Here is an 18,785-nt window from a genome sequence, read left to right on the forward strand (position 1 = left end):
TCAGCCGGCGGCCGGCTGGGGCAGCAGCAGCTCCTGGCCCTCCCGCAGGCCCGAGATCACCTGGGTGTACTCGTCGCCCGCGGTGCCGGCCTGGAACGGCGTGGGCACGGGCTGGCCCTCCGAGTCGCGCACGTCGACCACCGTGCCGCCGCCGTCGCGCCGCACGGCCGCCGACGGCACGCGCAGCGTGTTCTCCACCGACTCGACCGCGACGTCGGCCAGCGCCGTCTGCCCGTCGCGCAGGCGCGGGTCGCTGCCCTCGCGGAGCACGATCGTGGCGTAGTACTCCACGATCCCCGACGACGGGTCGCCGGACGGCGCGATGGCCAGCACGGTGGCCGGGGCCCGCAGGTCCGGGATCGCGTCGACCGTGACCTCGACCGGCTGGTTGACCGCGACGCGCGAAGCGTCCGACTCCTCGAACGGGACGACGAGCTGGAACGAGTCGACGTTGTTCAGCACCATGAACGCGCCGCCGCCCGGCGCGGCGGTGCCGCCACCGCCGCCGCTGTCGCCGCCGGACGCGAGGCTGGTGGCGCCCGGCAGCGCCGCGGTGGAGCCCGGGGCGAGCGGGGTGGTGCCGGAGGCGCCGCCGAGGTACTCGCCGACCCTGCCGTTGATCGCCGACACCACACCGGCGACCGGCGCCGTCAGCACCGTGTTGTCGACGTTGCGCTGGGCGATCGCCACGGCGGCCTGCGCCTCGCGGACCAGCGCCTCCGCCCCGTTGATGTCCGAGGGCTGCTCGTTCCTCGCCGACCCGCGGTCGTTCTCCGCGGTGACGACGCTCTGCTTCGCGTTCTCGACCGACACCCGACCGCTGGCGGCGTCGACGTCCTCGCGGTGCTTCGCCGCGTCGAGCTCGGTCTCCGAGGCCAGCACCGTGCGCTTCGCGTTCTCGACCGCGGTCTCCTCGGTCGCGATGCGGTCGCAGGCCGGGGTGGTCTGGGCGATGTAGGAGGCGCCGCGGACACGGTCGCCGTCCTCGTCGTCGGACTCGTTGTCCGAGTCGTTGTCCGAGTCGCGGTCAGGCTCCTCCGTCGGCGTGCTCTCCTTAGTCGCAGGAGGTTCCGATTCCGCCGCCGACTGCGACTCCTCGTCGTCGCCACTTCGGCACTCCGACTTCGTCCGCCGCAGCGTGTCCTCGGCGCGGTCGAGGACCTCGCGGTCGAAGTCGAGCTGCTTGCGGGCCCGGTCGGTGGCCGAGCGGTTGGCCTCGTTCGTCTCGCTGGCCTGCTTCTCCGTGGCCTCGAGGATCTCCTTGGCCTGCTCGAGCGTGCGCCCGGTGGCGTTCACGGAGTTGCCGCCGCGGGCGCGGTCCAGCTCCGCCTGCTGCTGGGCGAGCCGGGCCTGCTCCTGCTCGAGGGTCTGGCGGAGCTCGAAGTCGTCGACGCGGGCCAGCACCTGGCCGGGCTCGACCCGGGCCCCGACCCCGACGAGGACCTCGACGAGCTTCCCGCCCTCGGCGAACCCGAGGTTCTGCTCGGAGATCCCGACCAGGGTGCCGGACGCCGACACAGTGGTGGCGACCGTGCCGCGGTCCACCCGCAGCGTGGGCGGGGGCGGCGGTTCCGCGGTGCACGCCGTCGTGGCCAGCGCCACCAGCGCACCGATCGCGTACGCCGCCCGGCGGCGCCGACCGGTCGTTCGGGACATGGGAACTCCTGCCTTGATCACTTCGCTGGTGCGGGTCACTGGTATCGGAGGGCCTCGATGGGACGCAGCCGGGAAGCCCGGTTGGCGGGGTAGCCGCCGGCGACGAGGCCGATGACCAGGCTGATCGTGAACGAGAAGATGACCGACGCCGGATCGACCACGGGGGCCGGGAAGTCCGGGATGAGCTGGGGCAGCACGAGGGCACCGGTGACCGACAACCCCACGCCGAGCGCGATCCCCATCAGCCCGCCCAGCCCGGAGAGGAAGATCGACTCGAGGAGGAACTGGCCCAGGATCACCCGTGGGCGGGCCCCGATCGCCTTGCGGATGCCGATCTCCCGCGTCCGTTCGGTGACGGTGACCAGCATGATGTTCGCGACGCCGATGCTGCCCACGACCAGCGAGATCCCCGCGACCGCCCCCGTGAACAGGGTGAGGAAGGTGAGGAACTGCGAGGACTGGTCGAGCAGGCTCTGCAGGGCCTGCACGTCGAAGTCGCGTTCGGCGGGGTCGCGGATGTTGTGCCGGTCGGTCAGGATCGCCGTGATCTGTTCGACCGCGGCGTTGACCGTCTCCGCCGAGCGGGCCCGCACGATGATCGTGTCGAGCTCGTCGTCGCCACCGACGAGGTAGCTGCGTGCCGCGCCGAGCGGCATGATCGCGACGTCGTCCTGCTGACCGTTGGACTCGGCCACGCCGATCACGCGGAACACCGCGCTGCCGATGCGGATCTCGCTGCCCAGCGCCGCGGCGTTGTTGCCGCCGAACAGCTCCTGGACGGGGTTGGGGCCGAGCACGACCACCTTGGCGTTGGTGCGGGCCTCCTGCGCGTCGAAGCCCCGCCCCGCCTCCAGGTCGCGGTCGTTGACCTCGAGGTACTCGGCCGTGGTGCCGGTGACCGAGGTGCGGTACTGCAGGCCGCCCTCCACCTGCAGCAGCGCGGCACCGCCGACGACCGGGGTGGCCGAGAGGACGTCGGGGGCGTCGGTGGGGTCGACGAGCGCGTCGAGGTCGTTCTCGGTGAGGTCGCGCGCCCGACCACCGCCGGGCACCCCGCCCTGGGACTGGGTGACGGTGATCTGCGTGGCGAGCGAGCCGAAGATGTCGTTGAACCCGCTCTGGATGCCGTTGCCGAGCGCGACGAGCACGATGACCGCCGCCACCCCGATGACGATGCCCAGCGTGGTGAGCGCCGACCGGAGCTTGTTGGCCCGCAGGCCGCGGAGCGCGATGCGCGCCGTCTCGAGGATCATGCGTGGATCACCTGCTGCTGCCGCACGTCCCGCACGATCTGGCCGTCGCGCAGCTCGATCACGCGCTTGGCGAACTCCGCCACCTCGGGCTCGTGCGTGATCAGCACGACGGTGCGCCCGGAGTCGTTCAGCTCCACGAGGAGCTTCATGATCTCGACCGTCGAGGTGGTGTCCAGGTTGCCGGTGGGCTCGTCGGCAAGGATCATCGCGGGCTCGGTGACGAGCGCCCGCGCGACCGCGACGCGCTGCTGCTGCCCGCCGGACAGCTCGTTGGGCATGTGGTGGGCCCGCTCGCCGAGCCCCACCCGTTCGAGCGCGGCCAGCGCGCGGGCCCTGCGGCCGCCGCGGATGCCCGCGTAGACGAGCGGCAGCTCGACGTTGCGCAGCGCGGACGTGCGCGCGATGAGGTTGAACGACTGGAAGACGAAGCCGATCCGGGTGTTGCGGATGCCGGCGAGCTTGTTGTCGCGCAGCTTGCTGACGTCGATCCCGTCGAGGCTGTAGTGGCCGCTGCTGGGCACGTCCAGGCACCCGAGGATGTTCATCATGGTGCTCTTGCCGGAGCCCGACGGCCCCATGATCGCGACGAGGTCCCCTTCCTCCACCACGAGGTCGACCGGGCCGAGCGCACGGACCTTCACCGATCCGTTGCCGTAGATCTTCGTGACGCCGTTGAGCTCGATCATGCTTCCCCCCTACAGGGCAGTGCTCCCCCAGACCACCCCAACCGCTCCAACGAGGGATCGATATTCGGGGTACGCCGTACTCATAATCTGCCACGGGTGACGGCAGCCACGTCGACCGGGGCCGGGTTCACCCCATCGAGGTGCCTCGACCGTCCCGGAACCGGGCCGGCGTGCACGGCACGTGGTCACAGCGCGTGGTCGCGGGGCTGCGGTGGGGCGGCCCGGGCCGCTACTCCGGGGAGCCGTCGACGCCGGAGCGCACCGGCCCGACCGCCGGGCGCCGGGCCCAGTAACCGGCGAGGATCGAGCCGCTGACGTTGTGCCACACCGAGAACACCGCGGCGGGCAGTGCCGCGACGGGGTTGAAGTGGGTGGTGGCGAGGCTCGCCGACAGCCCCGAGTTCTGCATCCCGACCTCGATGGAGATGGCGCGCCGGGCGGTCTCGTCGAGCCCGCACAGCCGGGCCGCCAGGTAGCCGAGACCCAGGCCCAGCACGTTGTGCAGCACGACGGCGACCAGGATGACCAGCCCGGACGCCAGCAGCGCCGCCGCGCTCCCTGCGACGACGGCCATCACCACGGCGGTGATCCCGACGACGGAGACCAGCGGCAGCGCAGGCACGACCTTCTCGACCTGCCGCTCGGCGAAGCGCCGCAGCAGGAACCCGAGCAGCACCGGGATGAGCACGATCTGCAGGATCGACACGAACAGCGCACCGGGCTGGACCGGGAGGAACCGGCCCGCGAGCGCCAGCACCAGCAGCGGGGTGACGATCGGCGCGAGCAGCGTCGACGCCGAGGTCATGGCCACCGACAGGGCGGTGTCGCCCTTGGCCAGGAAGACCATCACGTTGGACGCGGTGCCGCCCGGGGAGCAGGCCACGAGGATCACGCCGACGGCGAGCTCGGGGCTCAGCGGCAGCGTCGTCGCCAGCAGCCACCCGATCCCGGGCATGATCACGAACTGGGCGACCACGCCGATGACGAACGCGATCGGGCGGCGCGCCACGTAGGCGAAGTCGACGGGCCGCAACGTCAGGCCCATCCCGAGCATGATCAGCGCGAGCAGCCACGGCACCGCGGCCGACCAGCCGGCGAACGCCCCGGGGACCGCCATCGCGATCGCCCCGGCGACGAGCACGATCAGTGGGAACCACCGGCCGGCCTGGTCACTGATCTGTTGCAGACGGCCCACGGCTCGCCCCTCCTCCACGCGGCCGCGGCCCGACGCCCGGCTCGCCGTGACGATACGTAGTCGCTGGTGGAGCCCTCGCAGCCACCCGACCACCCGGTCGCGCGACGCCCGCGATCACGCACCGCGCACCCCGCTGTCGCGCCGGGATCCGGTCCCGGCTAGCTTGTTCCGCACCACGGAACCTAGTTCCACAGATGCTTCGACGAGGGAGTCCGGCATGAGACGAGGGAAGGCAGCTGCGCTCGCGGCCGTCGCCGGCGCGGCGCTGCTCGCGGTCAGCGCGTGCAGCGCGGGTACGGGGGTGCCCGGCGCGGTCGGCGAGGACGGTGGGGGTGCGGCGACGGCCGCGGACACGGTCTTCCGGGTGGCGTTCAACCAACCGGAGAACCACCCGCAGTTCATCGCCCTCGAGGCGATGGGCGAGCGGTTGCGCGAGCGCACCGGCGGCGCGTACGACATCGAGGTCTATCCGAACGAGACGCTCGGCGCCCAGCGGGAGACGATCGAGCTCGTCCAGTCCGGCACGCTCGAGATGGCCTACGTCGGCGGTCCGCTGCTGGAGAACTTCAACCCCGACTTCGTGGTCTTCAACCTGCCGTTCACCTTCGACTCGCAGGACCACCAGCGCCAGGTGACGAACGACCCCGCGATCGTCTCCGAGCTGTACTCGTCCCTGGACGACCAGAACATCCGCGTGCTCGGCGCGTTCCACGGCGGCGTGCGCTCGGTCTACAACGCCGACCGCCCGATCACGACGCCCGCCGACCTGGCCGGGATGAAGATCCGCGTGATCGAGTCCGACACGAACATCGAGATGATGCGGCTGATGGGCGGCAGCGGCACGCCCATGGGCCAGGGCGAGGTCTACACGGCCATCCAGTCCGGCGTCATCGAGGGCGGCGAGAACAACGAGCTGATCTACGCCAACCTCAAGCACGCCGAGGTGGCTCCGTACTACAGCTACACGCGGCACCTCATGTTCCCGGACTACCTGATCATCAACCCGGCTGTGCTGGAGGGCCTGTCCCCGGAGCACCGCGCGATCTTCGAGGAGGAGCTCGGCGTCGCGATCGAGGAGGAGGCCGAGCTCTGGAAGCGCGAGGTGGCCGTCGCGACGCAGGCCGCGAAGGACGCGGGCGCGCAGTTCAACGAGGTCGACGCCGCGGCGTTCGCCGAGGCGCTCCGCCCCCTGATCGACTCGAAGCTGACCACCGACGTCACCCGCGAGATCCACGCGCAGGTGCGCGCCGCCGCGGCCGCAGGCTGACCGGGGACCGACCGTGACCGCAGTGAAGAACGCGCTGGACCGCGTGCTGACCCTGGTGTGCGTGGTGCTGTTCGCCGCGCTCGTCCTCGACGTCTCGTGGCAGGTGTTCACCCGGCAGGTCCTCGACAGCCCGAGCGGGTGGTCCGAGGAGCTGGCCAAGTACCTGTTCATCTGGCTGGGCCTGTTCGGCTCCGCGCTCGTCTTCGGCGAGCGCGGCCACATCGCGGTGGACGTGGCGATGCGCAGGCTGCCCCGGCCGGCCCAGATGGCGTTCGCGGTCGTCGTCCAGCTGTCGATCCTCACCTTCACCGGGCTGGCCCTGCTGTGGGGCGGGTTCCTGGTGTCGCAGCTGGCGTGGGGGCAGAACCTCACCGGCCTGCCGATCACCGTGGGCCCGCTCTACCTGGCCCTGCCGATCAGCGGCGCCCTGATCGCCTTCTACACCCTCTACCACCTCGTGCGGATCCTCACCGGCGCCGAGCGCCCGGTCGAGGACACCGAACCCGAGCTCATCTGAGCAGGGAGGAGCCCCATGGACCCCGGAGCACTCGCCGCTCTCCTGCTGCTCGGCGGGATCGCCGCGTTCCTCGTCATCGGCGCGCCGGTGAGCGTCGCCGTCGGACTGTCCTCGCTCGCGGCGATGTTCGTCATCCTCGGCACCGAGGACGGCGTGCTCACCTCGGCCCAGCAGATCTTCCGCGGGATCAACTCGTTCCCCCTGCTGGCCATCCCGTTCTTCGTGCTGGCCGGCGTGATCATGAACAACGGCGGCATCGCCCTCCGGTTGATCAACGCCGCGAAGGTGCTGGTCGGCAAGGCGCCGGGATCGCTGGCCCAGACGAACGTCGCGGCCAACGCCCTCTTCGGGGCCGTCAGCGGCTCGGGGGTGGCGGCCGCGGCCGCCGTCGGCTCGACGATGGGGCCGCTGCAGGCCAAGGACGGCTACGAGCGCAGCTTCTCGGCCGCCACGAACATCGCGTCGGCACCGTCGGGGATGCTCATCCCGCCGAGCAACCTGATGATCGTCTACTCGCTGGTGTCGGGCAGCTCGGTCGCGGCCCTGTTCGTGGCCGGGTACCTGCCCGGGATCGCGTGGGCGGTCGTCTGCATGGCGATCGTGCACCTCTACGCCCGCAAGCGTCCCGAGCTCAAGGTCACCGACCGGCTCGGCGTCGCGCAGGCGTTCAAGGTGCTGCTGGACGCGGTGCCGGCACTGCTGCTCATCGTCGTGGTGATCGGCGGGATCCTCGCCGGGGTCTTCACCCCGACCGAGGCGTCCTGCATCGCGGTGCTCTACGCCCTGCTGCTGTCGTTCCTCTACCGCGCGATCTCCGTGCGGCAGCTGCCGGGCATCCTCATGGACGCCACGCGGACCACGTCCGTCGTGATGTTCCTGATCGGCGTCTCGACGATCATGGGCTTCGTCCTGTCGTTCGCCCGGATCCCGCAGATGGTCTCCGAGGCGATGTTCAGCCTCACCCGCAACCCGGTGATGCTCCTCCTGCTGATCGCGGTCATGCTGCTGGTGATCGGGTGCTTCATGGACCCCACGCCGGCCGTGCTGATCTTCACCCCGATCTTCCTGCCGATCGTCGAGAGCTTCGGGATCCACCCGGTGCACTTCGGCCTGATGATCGTGTTCGCGCTCAGCATCGGCACGATCACGCCACCGGTCGGCCCGATCCTGTTCGTGGGCGCCAAAGTGGCGGACCTCGGCATCGAAGACGTGATCCGGCGCCTGATCCCCTTCTTCGTCGCGCTCATCGTCGTGCTCATCATCGTGATCTTCACCCCGGGGATGTCGCTCTGGCTCCCCGGCCTTCTCGGCCTTCTGTAGAGAGAGGACTCCCATGCAGCAGCGCTACGCCACCAGCCCCGAGCAGATCCCCGGGATGGACACCGCGGAGCTGCGGCGGCGCTACCTCGTCGAGGACCTGTTCGTCGCCGACGAGGTCCAGGCGGTGTACACCCACCACGACCGGGTCGTGCTCGCCGGCGTGCAACCCGTGGCGCGCACCGTCGCGCTGCCGACCTTCCCGGAGATCCGCAGCGAGTTCTTCTTCTCCCACCGCGAGGCCGGGATCGTCAACGTCGGGGGCCGCGGCACGATCACCGTCGACGGCACGACGTACGACGTCGGCACGGGATCGTGCCTGTACGTCGGGCGCGGGGCGCGCGAGGTCACCTTCACCTCGGCCGACGGCGCCGCACCCGCGCGGTTCTACCTCTTCTCCGCGCCCGCGCACACCGCGTACCCGACCACGTTCGTCGAGGCCGGTACCGGGAACGTGCGCGAGCTCGGCGACGGCGTCACGTCCAACCGCCGCACCCTCAACCAGTACATCCACGAGAACGGCGTGCGCAGCTGCCAGGTCGTGATGGGGGTGACGACCCTGCACGAGGGCAGCATGTGGAACACCATGCCCGCGCACACCCACGACCGGCGGATGGAGGCCTACCTCTACTTCGACCTGCCGGCGGACGCCCGGATCGTGCACCTCATGGGTGAGCCGTCGCAGACCCGCCACCTGCTGGTCGCCGACGGGCAGGCCGTCATCTCGCCGAGCTGGTCGGTGCACTGCGGCTTCGGCTCGGCCAGCTACAGCTTCGTCTGGGCCATGGCAGGGGAGAATCAGTCCTTCGACGACATGGACGGCGTCCCCATCGCCGAGATGCGCTGACGGGGATGCGCTGAGCCCGGACGACAGGTGAGACATGCCCCCCTCCACGAACGCGAGCGAGAAGACCCTGCTCGTGCTCTCCGCCGTGCTGGAGCACCCGCGGTTCACCGACGTGGTGGAGGCGACAGGGCTGGCCAAGGCCACCACGCACCGGATCCTCTCCACGCTCGTGGACCGGGGGTTCGTCTCGGTCGGCTCCAACGGCACCTACGTGCCCGGGCCGACGATCCTGTCGCTCGCCGGGCGGGCGCTGCAGCGCATCGACATCTCGGCGATCGCCCAGCCGATCGTCGACGAGCTCGTGGCCCAGGTTCAGTGCACGGTGCACGTGGGCGTCGCGAACGGCGACGAGATCATCTACCTGATCCGCGCCGATTCCGACAAGCCCTACCGGATGCCGTCGCGGGTGGGGCTGGCGATTCCGATGCACACCTCGGGCATCGGGAAGACCGTGCTCAGCGGCTACACCGACGAGGGGCTGGCCCGCTACGCAGCCCGCACCGGGGTGCCGCCCCGCACTGAACACAGCATCCGGGATCTCGAGGGGCTACGCGCTGCCGCCGCTGCGGTGCGCGAGCGCGGCTTCGCCGAGGACGACGAGGAGAACGAGCCGGGTGTGCGCTGCGTCGCGGCACCCGTCCGGGACCACACCGGAACGATCAAGTACGGGTTGAGCATCTCCACGCTCACCCTCGAACACACCCCCGAGCAGGTGGCGGCGATGGCGCCGTACGCCATCGCGGCTGCCGAGAAGATCTCCGCCGCGCTCGGTCACACACCCTGACGAGTAGGAGAGCCCCACCACCATGACGACTGCGACCACCCCCGCCTCCTACGCGGAGAGCCTGTTCGGTCTCGACGGCCGGCTGGCCGTGGTGACGGGGGCGCGCCGCGGCATCGGCCTCGCCATCGCGGAGTGCCTCGCCGCGGCGGGTGCCGACGTCATCGGCGTCGGCTCCGACCTGCCCGACGGCGACAGCCCGGTCCGCGCCGCGGTCGAGGCGAAGGGCCGGACGTTCGTGCCGCTGCGGGCCGACTTCGCCGTGCGCGAGCAGGTCGCCGCGCTGGCCGCCGACCTCGCCGCCCGCGACGTCGACATCCTCGTCAACAACGCCGGCACGATCCGCCGCTCCCCCGCCCACCAGCACCCCGACGCCGACTTCGACCAGGTCCTCGAGGTGAACCTGCGCGCCGCGTTCGTGCTGTCGCGCGAGGTCGGTGCCACCATGGTCCGCCGCGGCAGCGGCAAGATCGTCAACACCGCGTCGATGCTCAGCTTCCAGGGCGGGGTGCTGGTGCCGGGCTACACCGCGTCCAAGTCCGCCGTGGCCGGGCTGACCAAGGCACTGGCCAACGAGTGGGCCGCTCGAGGCGTGAACGTCAACGCCGTGGCCCCCGGCTACGTCGCCACCGACAACACCCACGACCTGCGCCAGGACGCCGAGCGCAGCCGCGCGATCCTCGACCGCATCCCGGCGGGCCGCTGGGCCGAGGCGTCCGACATCGCCGGGGCGGTCCTGTTCCTCTGCTCGAAGGCCGCCGACTACGTCCACGGCGCGGTCCTGCCGGTCGACGGCGGCTGGCTGGCCCGCTGAGGTTCGCGGGAGCCGGTGCCCGAGGATGGCGGCGTGCCGCCCTCCTTCCCCGTCTCGGTCAAGGGCGTCGTGCTCGACGCGGGCGACCGGGTGCTGCTGCTGCGCAACGACCGCGACGAGTGGGAGCTGCCCGGAGGGCGCATCGAGATCGGGGAGACGCCCGAGCAGTGCGTCGTCCGGGAGATCGCCGAGGAGACGGGCCGGGTCGTGCGCGCCGGGCCGCTGCTCGACGCGTGGCTGTACCACGTCACGACGGTCGACCGGCACGTCTTCGTGGTGACCTACGGCTGCGCACCCGGGCCCGACGCCGAGCCGGTGCTCTCCGACGAGCACGTGGAGGTCGGGCTCTTCACGGCGCGCGAGCTCGACCGCCTCCGGCTGCCGGAGGGCTATCGCAGGTCCATCGCGACGTGGTCCGCCGACCCCCGCCGCCTCCCGGGCGGCGCGCGGTAGACCACCGGACGAACGGCACTTTCGTCGGTACCTAGTCGACGAAAGTGCCGTTCGTCATGCGGATCGCGCTTTCGGAGCCCGGGCCCGGTGGGCCGCGTAGAGGCCCAACCCGGCGAGCACCAGCGCCAGCGGCGGGAACCAGAACACCGCGGCGAGGGCCAGCACGAGGTTGGCCACGGCGATCCGGATCCACCCGCGGCGGGCCGGGTCGGCGGCCGCCGGGACGCGGGACGCCCCGCTCCCGCGCAGGGCGAACCCGAGCTGCAGCAGCGCCAGCCCGGCGAAGACCGCGGCCCACACCGGCGACCCGTCCACGAACCGCCACACCGACAGCACGGCGAGGCAGGCGGTGGCGACGGCGCTCCCGGGCCTCACGACGCTCCCCCCGTCGACGTCAGGCGAACAGCTGCCACGTCGAGACCACCCCCAGCACCGTCAGCAGGATCCCGGACAGCAGCACCCACCAGCGGCCCGCCGTCGTGAGGCGGTAGGCGGGCGGCAGGACCTTGTGCTCGGTCCACAGGATCGCGAGGCAGAACAGCCCCGAGGCCAGCAGGCCGCCGAGCACGGACGCGGGCGTCACGATCACCACCAGCTCGCCGACCGTGAACACCAGCGCGAGGCTCGCGACCAGGATGTATCCGTACATCCATGGCCGCAGGACGCGCGGCCCGGCGCGGCGCAGCCGTCCGATCACCGGGGACAGGGTCTCGTAGGCGGTGTAGGTGTAGAGCTCCCAGAACGCGTAGAGCGAGCCGAAGAACGCGAAGAAGACGGCGACGTAGTAGAGGTACTGCAGCGTCGGGTGGATGGCCGTGAGGAAGCCGGCCTGGTAGGTGAGGGTGTCGTTGCCCTCGGGGATCTGCTGCTGTTCGGCGAGCAGGGACGCGCCGTTGATCATGAACATGGACGCGAAGACGACGATCGCGGTGAACGACAGCACCGTGTCGCCCAGCGGCGCGCGGCTCCACGCCCGCCCGCGGGCGACCTGCTCGGGGTCCTCCGACAGCGGCAGCCGGGCCCCGCGGGGCAGCGCCGCGAGCCGCTCGGCCAGCCCGGCCTGGTCGTCGCGGCCGAGCATTCCCCAGCGCTTCTCGCGCAGCATGCCCGCGTAGCCGATGTAGTCGTAGGTGCCGCCGCCGACGGCGCCCAGGTACACGGCGAGCTCGAGCCACTCGGAGCGCTCGGCGATGTCGGGGTAGGCGCCCGCGACCCAGCCGTTGTACTCCGGGACGCTCGGCAGCAGCCCCGCCAGCGCGGCGAGCCAGTCGGGCTGCAGCACCACCACGCTGATCGCGATGGCCAGCAGCATGAACCCGACGATCACCGTCTGCGCGCGCTCCAGGCGCTGGTAGCCGCCGAACCAGGACAGCAACCCGGACAGCACGATCAGCCCGGTGGCCCACAGCGCCCCGGTGCCGACGGCGGTGAGCGAGGCCATGAGGTCGCCGATTCCCACGCCGAGCCCGCCCACCCACGACGGCACGGCCGCGATCGACACCACGCCCATGAGCAGGGTGAACCAGCCGCGCGGGCCGCGGAACAGCGTGGCCCACCGCGCCATGGGGTGCTCGCCCGCCACGACCGTGTAGCGGTTGAACGAGTAGGCCAGTGCCGCCTTCGCCGCCGCCGAGACGAGGAACGCCCACAGCAGCGCGTAGCCGAAGATCGCTCCGCCGCGCGCGGCGAACACCATCTCCCCGGAGCCGATGTTGGCCGAGGCGACGATCGCGCCGGGCCCCAGCACCGACAGCGCCGTGACGAGGGTGAGCCTGCGGCGCAGCTTGTCCGGGGGCTCGGGGTAGGTGAGGAAGCCGGTGGTCTCGGCCGGGTTCGCCATTGCCGCTCCTTTGCGGTGACGAGGGGTCAGGGACGGGTGCTTTCCTGCCTGCGCACCTGCTCCAGCCAGGCCAGCGACTCGGGCGAGCCGCCGGGGAAGTTCTCCCCCGCCGTGAGCAGGAAGGTCCGGTCGCCGTGGTGGGCGAGCTCGTCGTGGACGGCCGCGGGGTCGCCCGCCTCCACCAGCTCCAGGATGCGCAGGTGGCGCCGGGCGTCCCCGGCGAGCGTCTCGTGGCTGCGCCGGGCGCGGCGGTTCATGGCCATGCACAGGTGCAGCTGCAGGGCGAGGGAGCGGTAGGCCTCCTCCAGCCTGCGGTGCCCGGCCAGCCCGACCACGGCGACGTGGAAGGCGAAGCCCCGTTCGGTGACGGCGGCGGCGTCGCCGTCCGCGGCGGCCCGTTCCAGTTCCGCGTATGCCGCACGGCACCGCTCGATGCGCTCGGGCGCGTGACAGGGCACCCCGAGGTCGACGGCGAGGTGCTCGAGGTCGTGGCGCAGGGTGCAGATCTCGTAGACGTCGTGCAGCGTCAGCGGCGTCACCACCACGCCGCGGCGCGGCGTCCGCACGACCAGGCCCTCCTGCTCGAGCACCCGCAGGGCCTCCCGCAGCGGCGGCTTGCTGACGCCGAGCCGGGTGGCCACCTGGTTCTCCACGACGCGGTCCCCGGGCCGCAGCTCCCCGGCGAGGATCATCCGGCGCAGTGCGGACGCGGCGAGCGCCGTGATGCTCGGCGGGGCCTCGATGCGCTGGTCGGACACCGTCGTGCGCACCTCCCCCGAGCGCCGGGTCCGAGCGAGTTTCGCCGTGACCCTTGTCCTGCGCCTACGAACTTCTGTAGACAGTAGTTCAGCTTGTCGATGTCGCCAAGACTGCGGAGGTGCGTGTGCTGGGTTCCGAGGGCTCGATCGGGGACTCCGGGGGGACGGCCCCGCTCGCCGGCGTCACCGTCCTGGAGGTCGGCGCCTTCATGGCGGCGCCGTTCGCCACGATGCAGCTCGCCGACCTGGGCGCCACGGTCCTCAAGATCGAGGTGCCGGGCGCGGGCGACCCCGTCCGCACGACCGGCCCGTTCCTCGACGGGCACAGCTCCCCGTTCGCCCGCCTCAACCGCAACAAGCGCTCGGTCGCCCTCGACCTGAAGTCCGAGGCGGGCCGGGAGGCGCTGCGGCGGCTGGCCGCCGACGCCGACGTGCTGGTGGAGAACCTGCGGCCGGGCGCCATGCGCAAGCTCGGACTCGACTACGAGAGCCTCCGCGAGTCGGCCCCGCGGCTGGTCTACGCCTCGGCGTCGGGCTGGGGCCAGGACGGTCCGCTCGCGCACCTGCCCGGGCTCGACATCATGGCGCAGGCCCGCGGCGGCCTGATGAGCATCACCGGCACCCCCGACGGGGAGCCCACGAAGATCGGGGTGCCGATCTGCGACCTGGTCTGTGCGCTCTACGTCGCGCTCGCCGTCACCGCCGCGCTGCGCGAGCGCGACCGCACCGGGCGCGGCCAGCACGTGGACGTCTCGCTGCTGGAGGCGGGCGTGTCCTTCGCCGTCTGGGAGGCGGGGAAGTACTTCGCCACCGGCGAGGTCGGCCGCCCGCTGGGGTCGGCCCACCAGACCAGCGCCCCCTACCAGGCCGTCCGCACCTCCGACGGCCACGTCACCCTCGGCGCCGTCACCCCCAAGACCTGGTCGGGCCTGTGCGACGTGCTCGGCCTCGGCGCCCTCCGGGGCGACGAGCGCTACGCCGACGCGTCCCGGCGCCACGCGCACCGGGAGGCCCTGATCGCCGAGATCGAGGACGTCACCCGCAACTGGACCAGCGCCGACCTGGTGCGCGCCCTCGACGACGCCGGCGTGCCGTGCGCCCCGATCGCCGACTACGGCCAGGTGTTCACCGACGAGCACCTCAACCGGCGCGAGTACTTCTGGGACGCCGAGCACCCCGTGCTGGGCGCGGTGCGCCAGCTCGGCTCGCCGATGCGGTTCTCACGCACCCCGGCCGTCCGCGCCGCCGCCGGCCCACTGCTGGGCGAGGGCACGGCCGACGCGCTGCGCGCCGTCGGCTACTCCGACGGTGAGATCCGCGCGCTCGCCGCCCAGGGCGCCGCCGCACTCGGCGAGGCGGCGCCACCCGATCCGTCCGGCACGAGCGAGAGGGAGGACCCGGCATGAGGAACGGTGCAGCGACCAGGACCGCATTGGCGGTCGCGGCCGTCGGCGCGCTCGCGCTCGCGGGGTGCGGCGGCGCAGAGGGCGGCGGTGGCGACGCGGCGCAGGGCTGGCAGCCCGACGGCGACGTCACGATGATCGTGCCGTTCTCCGCGGGCGGCGGCAGCGACCGGGCGGGCCGGGCGGTCGCGGCGGCCATCGAGGCGGCCGCGCCCGACGTCACCGTGTCCGTCGAGAACCGGGAGGGCGGCTCGGGCGCCGTCGGCTACTCCTACTTCCTCGGCCGCGAGGGCGACGCCGAGACCCTGCTCGCCACCGAGACCGCGCTGCTCGCGCTGCCGGCGGGCGGGCAGGTCGAGTTCACCTACGAGGACTTCACCCCGATCATGAAGATCGCGGAGGACTACACGCTCCTCGTCGTGCCGGCCGCGGCGCCGTACCAGAGCTGCACCGACGTGGTCGACGCCGCACGCGGGCAGCGGGTCGTCGCCGGGATCAGCGGCCAGACCGGGCTGGACAACATCGTCCTGAGCCTCACCGAGAACGAGACGGGCGTGCAGTTCGACCGGGTGGCGTTCGAGTCCGGCGGCGAGCTGATTGCCGCGCTCCTCGGCGGCCAGATCGACATCGCCTCGCTCAACCCGGGCGAGGTGATCGGCCAGCTCGACTCCGGCGACCTGCGCGCCGTCTGCGCGTTCGCCGAGGAGCGCTACGACTACGGCGCGCTGCAGGAGATCCCGACGGCCACCGAGCAGGGCATCCCGGTCTCGTTCGCGCAGTTCCGCGGCGTGCTCGCGCCGGGCGGCATCGACGAGGAGCAGCAGCGGTACTGGATCGACACGATGACGCGCGCGCTGGAGACCGAGGAGTACCGCACCTACGTCGAGGAGAGCTACCTGCAGCCGGTGACCGCGGCCGGACCGGAGTTCGTCGAGTACCTCGGACGCAACCGGACGCTGCTGGAGGAGGCGCTGAAGCAGTGACCGGGTCGGCAGCCGAGGCATCGGAGGCGACGGGCCCCGAGCCGCTCGGGACGGCGGGCCCGGGCCCGCAGGCGATCGCGTTCGGGGTCCTCGCGGCCCTCGGGGCGGCGGTGTTCGTCACCTCGTTCGGCTACGGCATCCTCGGCGAGGAGGGGCGGGTCGGTCCCGGCCTGCTCCCGATGGTGCTGGGCCTGCTGCTCCTGCTGCTGAGCGCGGGGCAGCTGCTCGTCCGGCTGCGGCGCATGCGGGCGGGTGACCGGGCCGCGCCGACGGGCGGCGGGGTGGACGTGTTCGGGCGCACCGACGCCCAGCGCGTCCGCCAGCTGTGGATGGTGGTGCTCGCCCTGCCGGTCACCGTGCTGCTGGTGCCCCTGCTCGGGTTCCTGCCCGCCTTCGGCCTGCTGGTGCTCTTCGTCTCCGCGGTCGTCGAGCGGCGCCCGCCGCTGGTGGCGCTGCTCGTCACGGTGGTGGCGGTGGCCGCCGGCTACGGCGTCTTCGAGGAGTTCCTCGACGTGCCGCTCCCGACCGGCCTGCTCGGCGACCTGCTGGGGTGGTGAGCCAGTGATCGACAACCTCCTGCTCGGCTTCGAGACGGCGCTCTCGGTCGAGAACCTGGCGTGGTGCTTCCTCGGGGTGCTGCTCGGCACCGTGATCGGCGTGCTGCCCGGCCTGGGTTCCACCACCGGTGTGGCGATCCTGCTGCCGCTGACCCTCGGGCTCGAGCCGGTGACGGCGCTGATCATGCTCGCCGGGATCTACTACGGCGCCCAGTACGGCGGCACGATCACCTCGGTCCTGATCTCGACGCCGGGTGAGGCGGCCACCGTCGTCACGACCATCGACGGCTACCAGATGGCGCGCAGGGGACGGGCGGGCGCCGCGCTGTCGATCTCGGCGATCGGGTCGTTCGTCGCGGCGATCATCTCGTTGGCCCTGCTGATGGCGCTCGCTCCCCCGTTCGCCGAGTTCGCGCTGCGCTTCGGGCCACCGGAGATGCTGGCCGTGATGGTGCTCGGGCTGGCCACGATCGTCAGCTTCTCCGGCGAGGACCGGGTGCTCGGCGCCACGATGGCGGTGGTCGGGCTCGCCATCGCGATGGTGGGCGTCGACACCGGCAGCGGCGTCTCCCGCTACACCTTCGGCTCGGTCGACCTGCTCTCGGGCATCCCGTTCGTCGAGGTGATGATCGGGCTGTTCGCGGTGGGAGAGGTGCTGCACCAGATCCACGAGGGCGCGGCCGCGCCGATCCGCGCCCGCTTCCGGGAGCTGATGATCAGCCGCGACGACCTGAAGCGCTCCGGCGGCGCGATCCTGCGCGGCAGCGGCGTCGGGTTCCTGTTCGGCTGCCTGCCCGGCGCGGGCTCCACGCTGGCCTCGTTCATGGCCTACGGCGTCGAGAAGCGGGTCTCGAAGCACAAGGACGAGTTCGGCAGCGGGGCGATCGAGGGCGTGGCCGCGCCGGAGAGCGCCAACAACGCGGCGGCCAACGCCAACTTCGTGCCGACGCTGACGCTCGGCGTGCCCGGTGGCGCCACCACGGCCGTGCTGCTCGGCGCGTTCACGATCTACGGCATCCAGCCCGGGCCGCTGCTGTTCGAGCAGCAGCCCGCGCTGGTGTGGGGCCTGCTCGCGTCGTTCTTCATCGGCAACCTGATCCTGCTGGTGCTCAACCTGCCCCTCGCCCCGGTGTTCGCCCAGCTGCTGCGGGTGCCCTACGGCTACCTCTACCCGCTGATCCTGTTCACGAGCCTGCTGGGCGCCTATGCGATCTCCAACAACACGTTCAGCATGTGGGTCGTGCTCGTCTTCGGGCTGATCGGCTACGCGATGAAGCGCCTCGGCTTCCCCACCGCGCCGCTCGTGCTGGGCCTCGTGCTCGGGCCGCTGTTCGAGAAGGCACTGGTGCAGACCAGCTCGATCGGCGACGGCGACCTGCTGATCGTCTTCACCCGCCCGCTCTGCGTCGCGGTCCTGGTGCTCGCGGTGCTGCTGCTGGTGGGCCCGGGGATCGTCTCGCGGTTCCGCGCGAAGCGCTCCAAGGCGACGAACGGCACGCTCGTCGGCTAGGTACAGACGAGAGTGCCGTTCGTCACGGATCAGGGGGTCAGGATCACCTTGCCCACCGCGTGGCCCTCCTCCACCCAGGCCAGGGCAGCCGCCGCCTCGTCCAGGCGGCGGACCTGCGTGACGTGCGGGTCCAACGATCCTGCCGCGACCAGCCGGGCCAGCTCGGTGAGGACCGCCGTGCTGCGGTCGCGCTCGACCTCGCGGCCGCCGAGCTCGCGGACCAGCGGCTTGTCCGCCACGGACAGGAGGCGCGAGCGGTCGGCCACCAGCGGTGCGACGGTGCGCAGCGCTTCGCCGCCGACGAGGTCGAAGGCCGCGTCGACGCCGTCGGGCGCGACGGCGCGAACCCGGTCCAGGAGCCCGTCGCCGTAGGCGACCGGGATCGCCCCGAACCCGGCGAGCAGGTCGTGCTTGCCCGGGCCGGCGACCCCGACGACGCGGATGCCCCGGGCCCGCGCCAGCTGCACGACCGGGATCCCGACGCCTCCGCCGGCGCCGTTGACCAGCAGCACCGCGCCCGCGGGGAGGTCCAGCGCGGTCAGGGCGTCGTACGCCGTGCCCGCCGCGACCGGGAGCGCCGCCGCGACCTCCGGCGCCACGCCCGCGGGCCGCTGCGCCGTGAACGACGCCGTGACCAGCGCCTGCTCTGCCCACCCGCCGACCATGCCGGGGCAGCCGCCGAAGACCTCGTCACCCACCGCGAACCCGCTGACCCCCGGCCCGAGCGCCGTGACGGTGCCTGCCACCTCACGGCCCAGCGCCGCGGGGCCCCGGACGCCGTAGTCCCCGTTGCGCAGCCGCCAGTCGCCGGGGTTCACGCCCGCAGCCCGCACCCGCACCCGGAGCTCGTCCGGGCCCGGCTCGGGCACCGGGACGTCGAGGACGGTCAGCTTCTCCGGCCCGCCCGCGTCGATGAACCCGTACGCCCGCATCCCGCTCCTCCGCCCC

Annotated in this window: 19 protein-coding genes; 11 read left to right on the forward strand and 8 right to left on the reverse strand. The window is 72.2% G+C overall.

Going from position 1 to position 18,785, the window contains the following annotated elements; translation table 11 throughout:
• From FB558_RS23575 to FB558_RS23590, 4 genes are all read right to left on the reverse strand, one after another.
• Complete coding sequence (locus tag FB558_RS23575; protein WP_142056935.1) at positions 1–1,656, reverse strand: biotin/lipoyl-binding protein; 1,656 nt, start codon at positions 1,654–1,656, stop codon at positions 1–3.
• Between the two features lie 35 nt (positions 1,657–1,691).
• A complete protein-coding gene (locus tag FB558_RS23580; protein ID WP_142056937.1) occupies positions 1,692–2,909 on the reverse strand; it encodes an ABC transporter permease in 1,218 nt (405 codons plus the stop codon).
• The gene (locus FB558_RS23585; RefSeq protein WP_142056939.1) at positions 2,906–3,595 is read right to left on the reverse strand and encodes an ABC transporter ATP-binding protein; all 690 of its coding nucleotides are present in this window, start codon (positions 3,593–3,595) and stop codon (positions 2,906–2,908) included. Before FB558_RS23585 ends, FB558_RS23580 begins: the two co-directional genes overlap by 4 nt.
• A gap of 229 nt (positions 3,596–3,824) precedes the next feature.
• Positions 3,825–4,790: a bile acid:sodium symporter family protein gene (locus FB558_RS23590; protein ID WP_142056941.1), complete on the reverse strand. Its 966-nt coding sequence runs from the start codon at positions 4,788–4,790 to the stop codon at positions 3,825–3,827.
• 217 nt (positions 4,791–5,007) lie between these two features.
• Between FB558_RS23590 and FB558_RS23595 the strand changes: the two genes are divergently transcribed.
• From FB558_RS23595 to FB558_RS23625, 7 genes are read left to right on the forward strand one after another with little or no spacing between them, the layout of a single operon-like run.
• On the forward strand, positions 5,008–6,057 hold the full coding sequence (locus tag FB558_RS23595; RefSeq protein ID WP_142056943.1) for a TRAP transporter substrate-binding protein: 1,050 nt from the start codon (positions 5,008–5,010) through the stop codon (positions 6,055–6,057).
• Positions 6,058–6,070: 13 nt separating this feature from the next.
• A complete protein-coding gene (locus FB558_RS23600; protein ID WP_142056945.1) occupies positions 6,071–6,574 on the forward strand; it encodes a TRAP transporter small permease in 504 nt (167 codons plus the stop codon).
• A gap of 15 nt (positions 6,575–6,589) precedes the next feature.
• Positions 6,590–7,894: a TRAP transporter large permease gene (locus FB558_RS23605; protein ID WP_142056947.1), complete on the forward strand. Its 1,305-nt coding sequence runs from the start codon at positions 6,590–6,592 to the stop codon at positions 7,892–7,894.
• 13 nt (positions 7,895–7,907) lie between these two features.
• On the forward strand, positions 7,908–8,738 hold the full coding sequence (kduI, locus tag FB558_RS23610; RefSeq protein ID WP_142056949.1) for a 5-dehydro-4-deoxy-D-glucuronate isomerase: 831 nt from the start codon (positions 7,908–7,910) through the stop codon (positions 8,736–8,738).
• A gap of 34 nt (positions 8,739–8,772) precedes the next feature.
• Positions 8,773–9,522, forward strand: a complete 750-nt coding sequence (locus FB558_RS23615; RefSeq protein ID WP_142056952.1) for an IclR family transcriptional regulator — start codon at positions 8,773–8,775, stop codon at positions 9,520–9,522.
• Positions 9,523–9,544: 22 nt separating this feature from the next.
• On the forward strand, positions 9,545–10,333 hold the full coding sequence (locus FB558_RS23620; RefSeq protein WP_142056954.1) for an SDR family oxidoreductase: 789 nt from the start codon (positions 9,545–9,547) through the stop codon (positions 10,331–10,333).
• 33 nt (positions 10,334–10,366) lie between these two features.
• Positions 10,367–10,786 carry an NUDIX hydrolase gene (locus tag FB558_RS23625; protein ID WP_211366796.1) on the forward strand — a complete coding sequence of 140 codons (420 nt, stop codon included), beginning with the start codon at positions 10,367–10,369 and terminating at the stop codon, positions 10,784–10,786.
• Positions 10,787–10,840: 54 nt separating this feature from the next.
• On the opposite strand, the gene FB558_RS23630 is transcribed toward FB558_RS23625, so the two are convergent.
• From FB558_RS23630 to FB558_RS23640, 3 genes are read right to left on the reverse strand one after another with little or no spacing between them, the layout of a single operon-like run.
• Complete coding sequence (locus FB558_RS23630; protein ID WP_142056958.1) at positions 10,841–11,161, reverse strand: hypothetical protein; 321 nt, start codon at positions 11,159–11,161, stop codon at positions 10,841–10,843.
• A gap of 19 nt (positions 11,162–11,180) precedes the next feature.
• The gene (locus tag FB558_RS23635) at positions 11,181–12,626 is read right to left on the reverse strand and encodes an Nramp family divalent metal transporter (RefSeq protein ID WP_142056960.1); all 1,446 of its coding nucleotides are present in this window, start codon (positions 12,624–12,626) and stop codon (positions 11,181–11,183) included.
• Between the two features lie 26 nt (positions 12,627–12,652).
• Entirely contained in the window at positions 12,653–13,384 is a 732-nt protein-coding gene (locus FB558_RS23640; RefSeq protein ID WP_246106711.1) for a GntR family transcriptional regulator, read from the reverse strand.
• Between the two features lie 125 nt (positions 13,385–13,509).
• On the opposite strand from FB558_RS23640, the gene FB558_RS23645 reads away from it, so the two are divergent.
• The 4 genes from FB558_RS23645 to FB558_RS23660 are packed head-to-tail and all read left to right on the forward strand — an operon-like array spanning position 13,510 to position 17,837.
• On the forward strand, positions 13,510–14,790 hold the full coding sequence (locus FB558_RS23645) for a CaiB/BaiF CoA transferase family protein (protein ID WP_246106712.1): 1,281 nt from the start codon (positions 13,510–13,512) through the stop codon (positions 14,788–14,790).
• Complete coding sequence (locus tag FB558_RS23650) at positions 14,787–15,770, forward strand: tripartite tricarboxylate transporter substrate binding protein (RefSeq protein WP_142056962.1); 984 nt, start codon at positions 14,787–14,789, stop codon at positions 15,768–15,770. The genes FB558_RS23645 and FB558_RS23650 overlap by 4 nt, the downstream gene beginning before the upstream one ends.
• On the forward strand, positions 15,767–16,327 hold the full coding sequence (locus FB558_RS23655; RefSeq protein ID WP_170231493.1) for a tripartite tricarboxylate transporter TctB family protein: 561 nt from the start codon (positions 15,767–15,769) through the stop codon (positions 16,325–16,327). Before FB558_RS23650 ends, FB558_RS23655 begins: the two co-directional genes overlap by 4 nt.
• Positions 16,328–16,331: 4 nt before the next feature.
• A complete protein-coding gene (locus FB558_RS23660) occupies positions 16,332–17,837 on the forward strand; it encodes a tripartite tricarboxylate transporter permease (protein WP_142056965.1) in 1,506 nt (501 codons plus the stop codon).
• Positions 17,838–17,866: 29 nt separating this feature from the next.
• Here the strand turns inward: FB558_RS23660 and FB558_RS23665 are convergent, their stop codons facing one another.
• Positions 17,867–18,769: an NADP-dependent oxidoreductase gene (locus tag FB558_RS23665; RefSeq protein WP_142056967.1), complete on the reverse strand. Its 903-nt coding sequence runs from the start codon at positions 18,767–18,769 to the stop codon at positions 17,867–17,869.
• Between the last annotated feature and the right edge of the window lie 16 nt (positions 18,770–18,785).

The sequence above is a fragment of the Pseudonocardia kunmingensis genome (genome assembly GCF_006716445.1).
Lineage (GTDB): Bacteria > Actinomycetota > Actinomycetes > Mycobacteriales > Pseudonocardiaceae > Pseudonocardia > Pseudonocardia kunmingensis.

What these genes read in the sequence shown, in the direction of transcription:
- FB558_RS23605 (WP_142056947.1), top strand. Translation starts at nt 6,590, where the DNA reads ATGGACCCCGGAGCACTCGCCGCTCTCCTGCTGCTCGGCGGGATCGCC.
- FB558_RS23595 (WP_142056943.1), top strand. Translation starts at nt 5,008, where the DNA reads ATGAGACGAGGGAAGGCAGCTGCGCTCGCGGCCGTCGCCGGCGCGGCG.
- FB558_RS23620 (WP_142056954.1), top strand. Translation starts at nt 9,545, where the DNA reads ATGACGACTGCGACCACCCCCGCCTCCTACGCGGAGAGCCTGTTCGGT.
- FB558_RS23585 (WP_142056939.1), bottom strand. Translation starts at nt 3,595, where the DNA reads ATGATCGAGCTCAACGGCGTCACGAAGATCTACGGCAACGGATCGGTG.
- kduI (WP_142056949.1), top strand. Translation starts at nt 7,908, where the DNA reads ATGCAGCAGCGCTACGCCACCAGCCCCGAGCAGATCCCCGGGATGGAC.
- FB558_RS23615 (WP_142056952.1), top strand. Translation starts at nt 8,773, where the DNA reads ATGCCCCCCTCCACGAACGCGAGCGAGAAGACCCTGCTCGTGCTCTCC.
- FB558_RS23635 (WP_142056960.1), bottom strand. Translation starts at nt 12,626, where the DNA reads ATGGCGAACCCGGCCGAGACCACCGGCTTCCTCACCTACCCCGAGCCC.
- FB558_RS23575 (WP_142056935.1), bottom strand. Translation starts at nt 1,656, where the DNA reads ATGTCCCGAACGACCGGTCGGCGCCGCCGGGCGGCGTACGCGATCGGT.
- FB558_RS23650 (WP_142056962.1), top strand. Translation starts at nt 14,787, where the DNA reads ATGAGGAACGGTGCAGCGACCAGGACCGCATTGGCGGTCGCGGCCGTC.
- FB558_RS23665 (WP_142056967.1), bottom strand. Translation starts at nt 18,769, where the DNA reads ATGCGGGCGTACGGGTTCATCGACGCGGGCGGGCCGGAGAAGCTGACC.
- FB558_RS23580 (WP_142056937.1), bottom strand. Translation starts at nt 2,909, where the DNA reads ATGATCCTCGAGACGGCGCGCATCGCGCTCCGCGGCCTGCGGGCCAAC.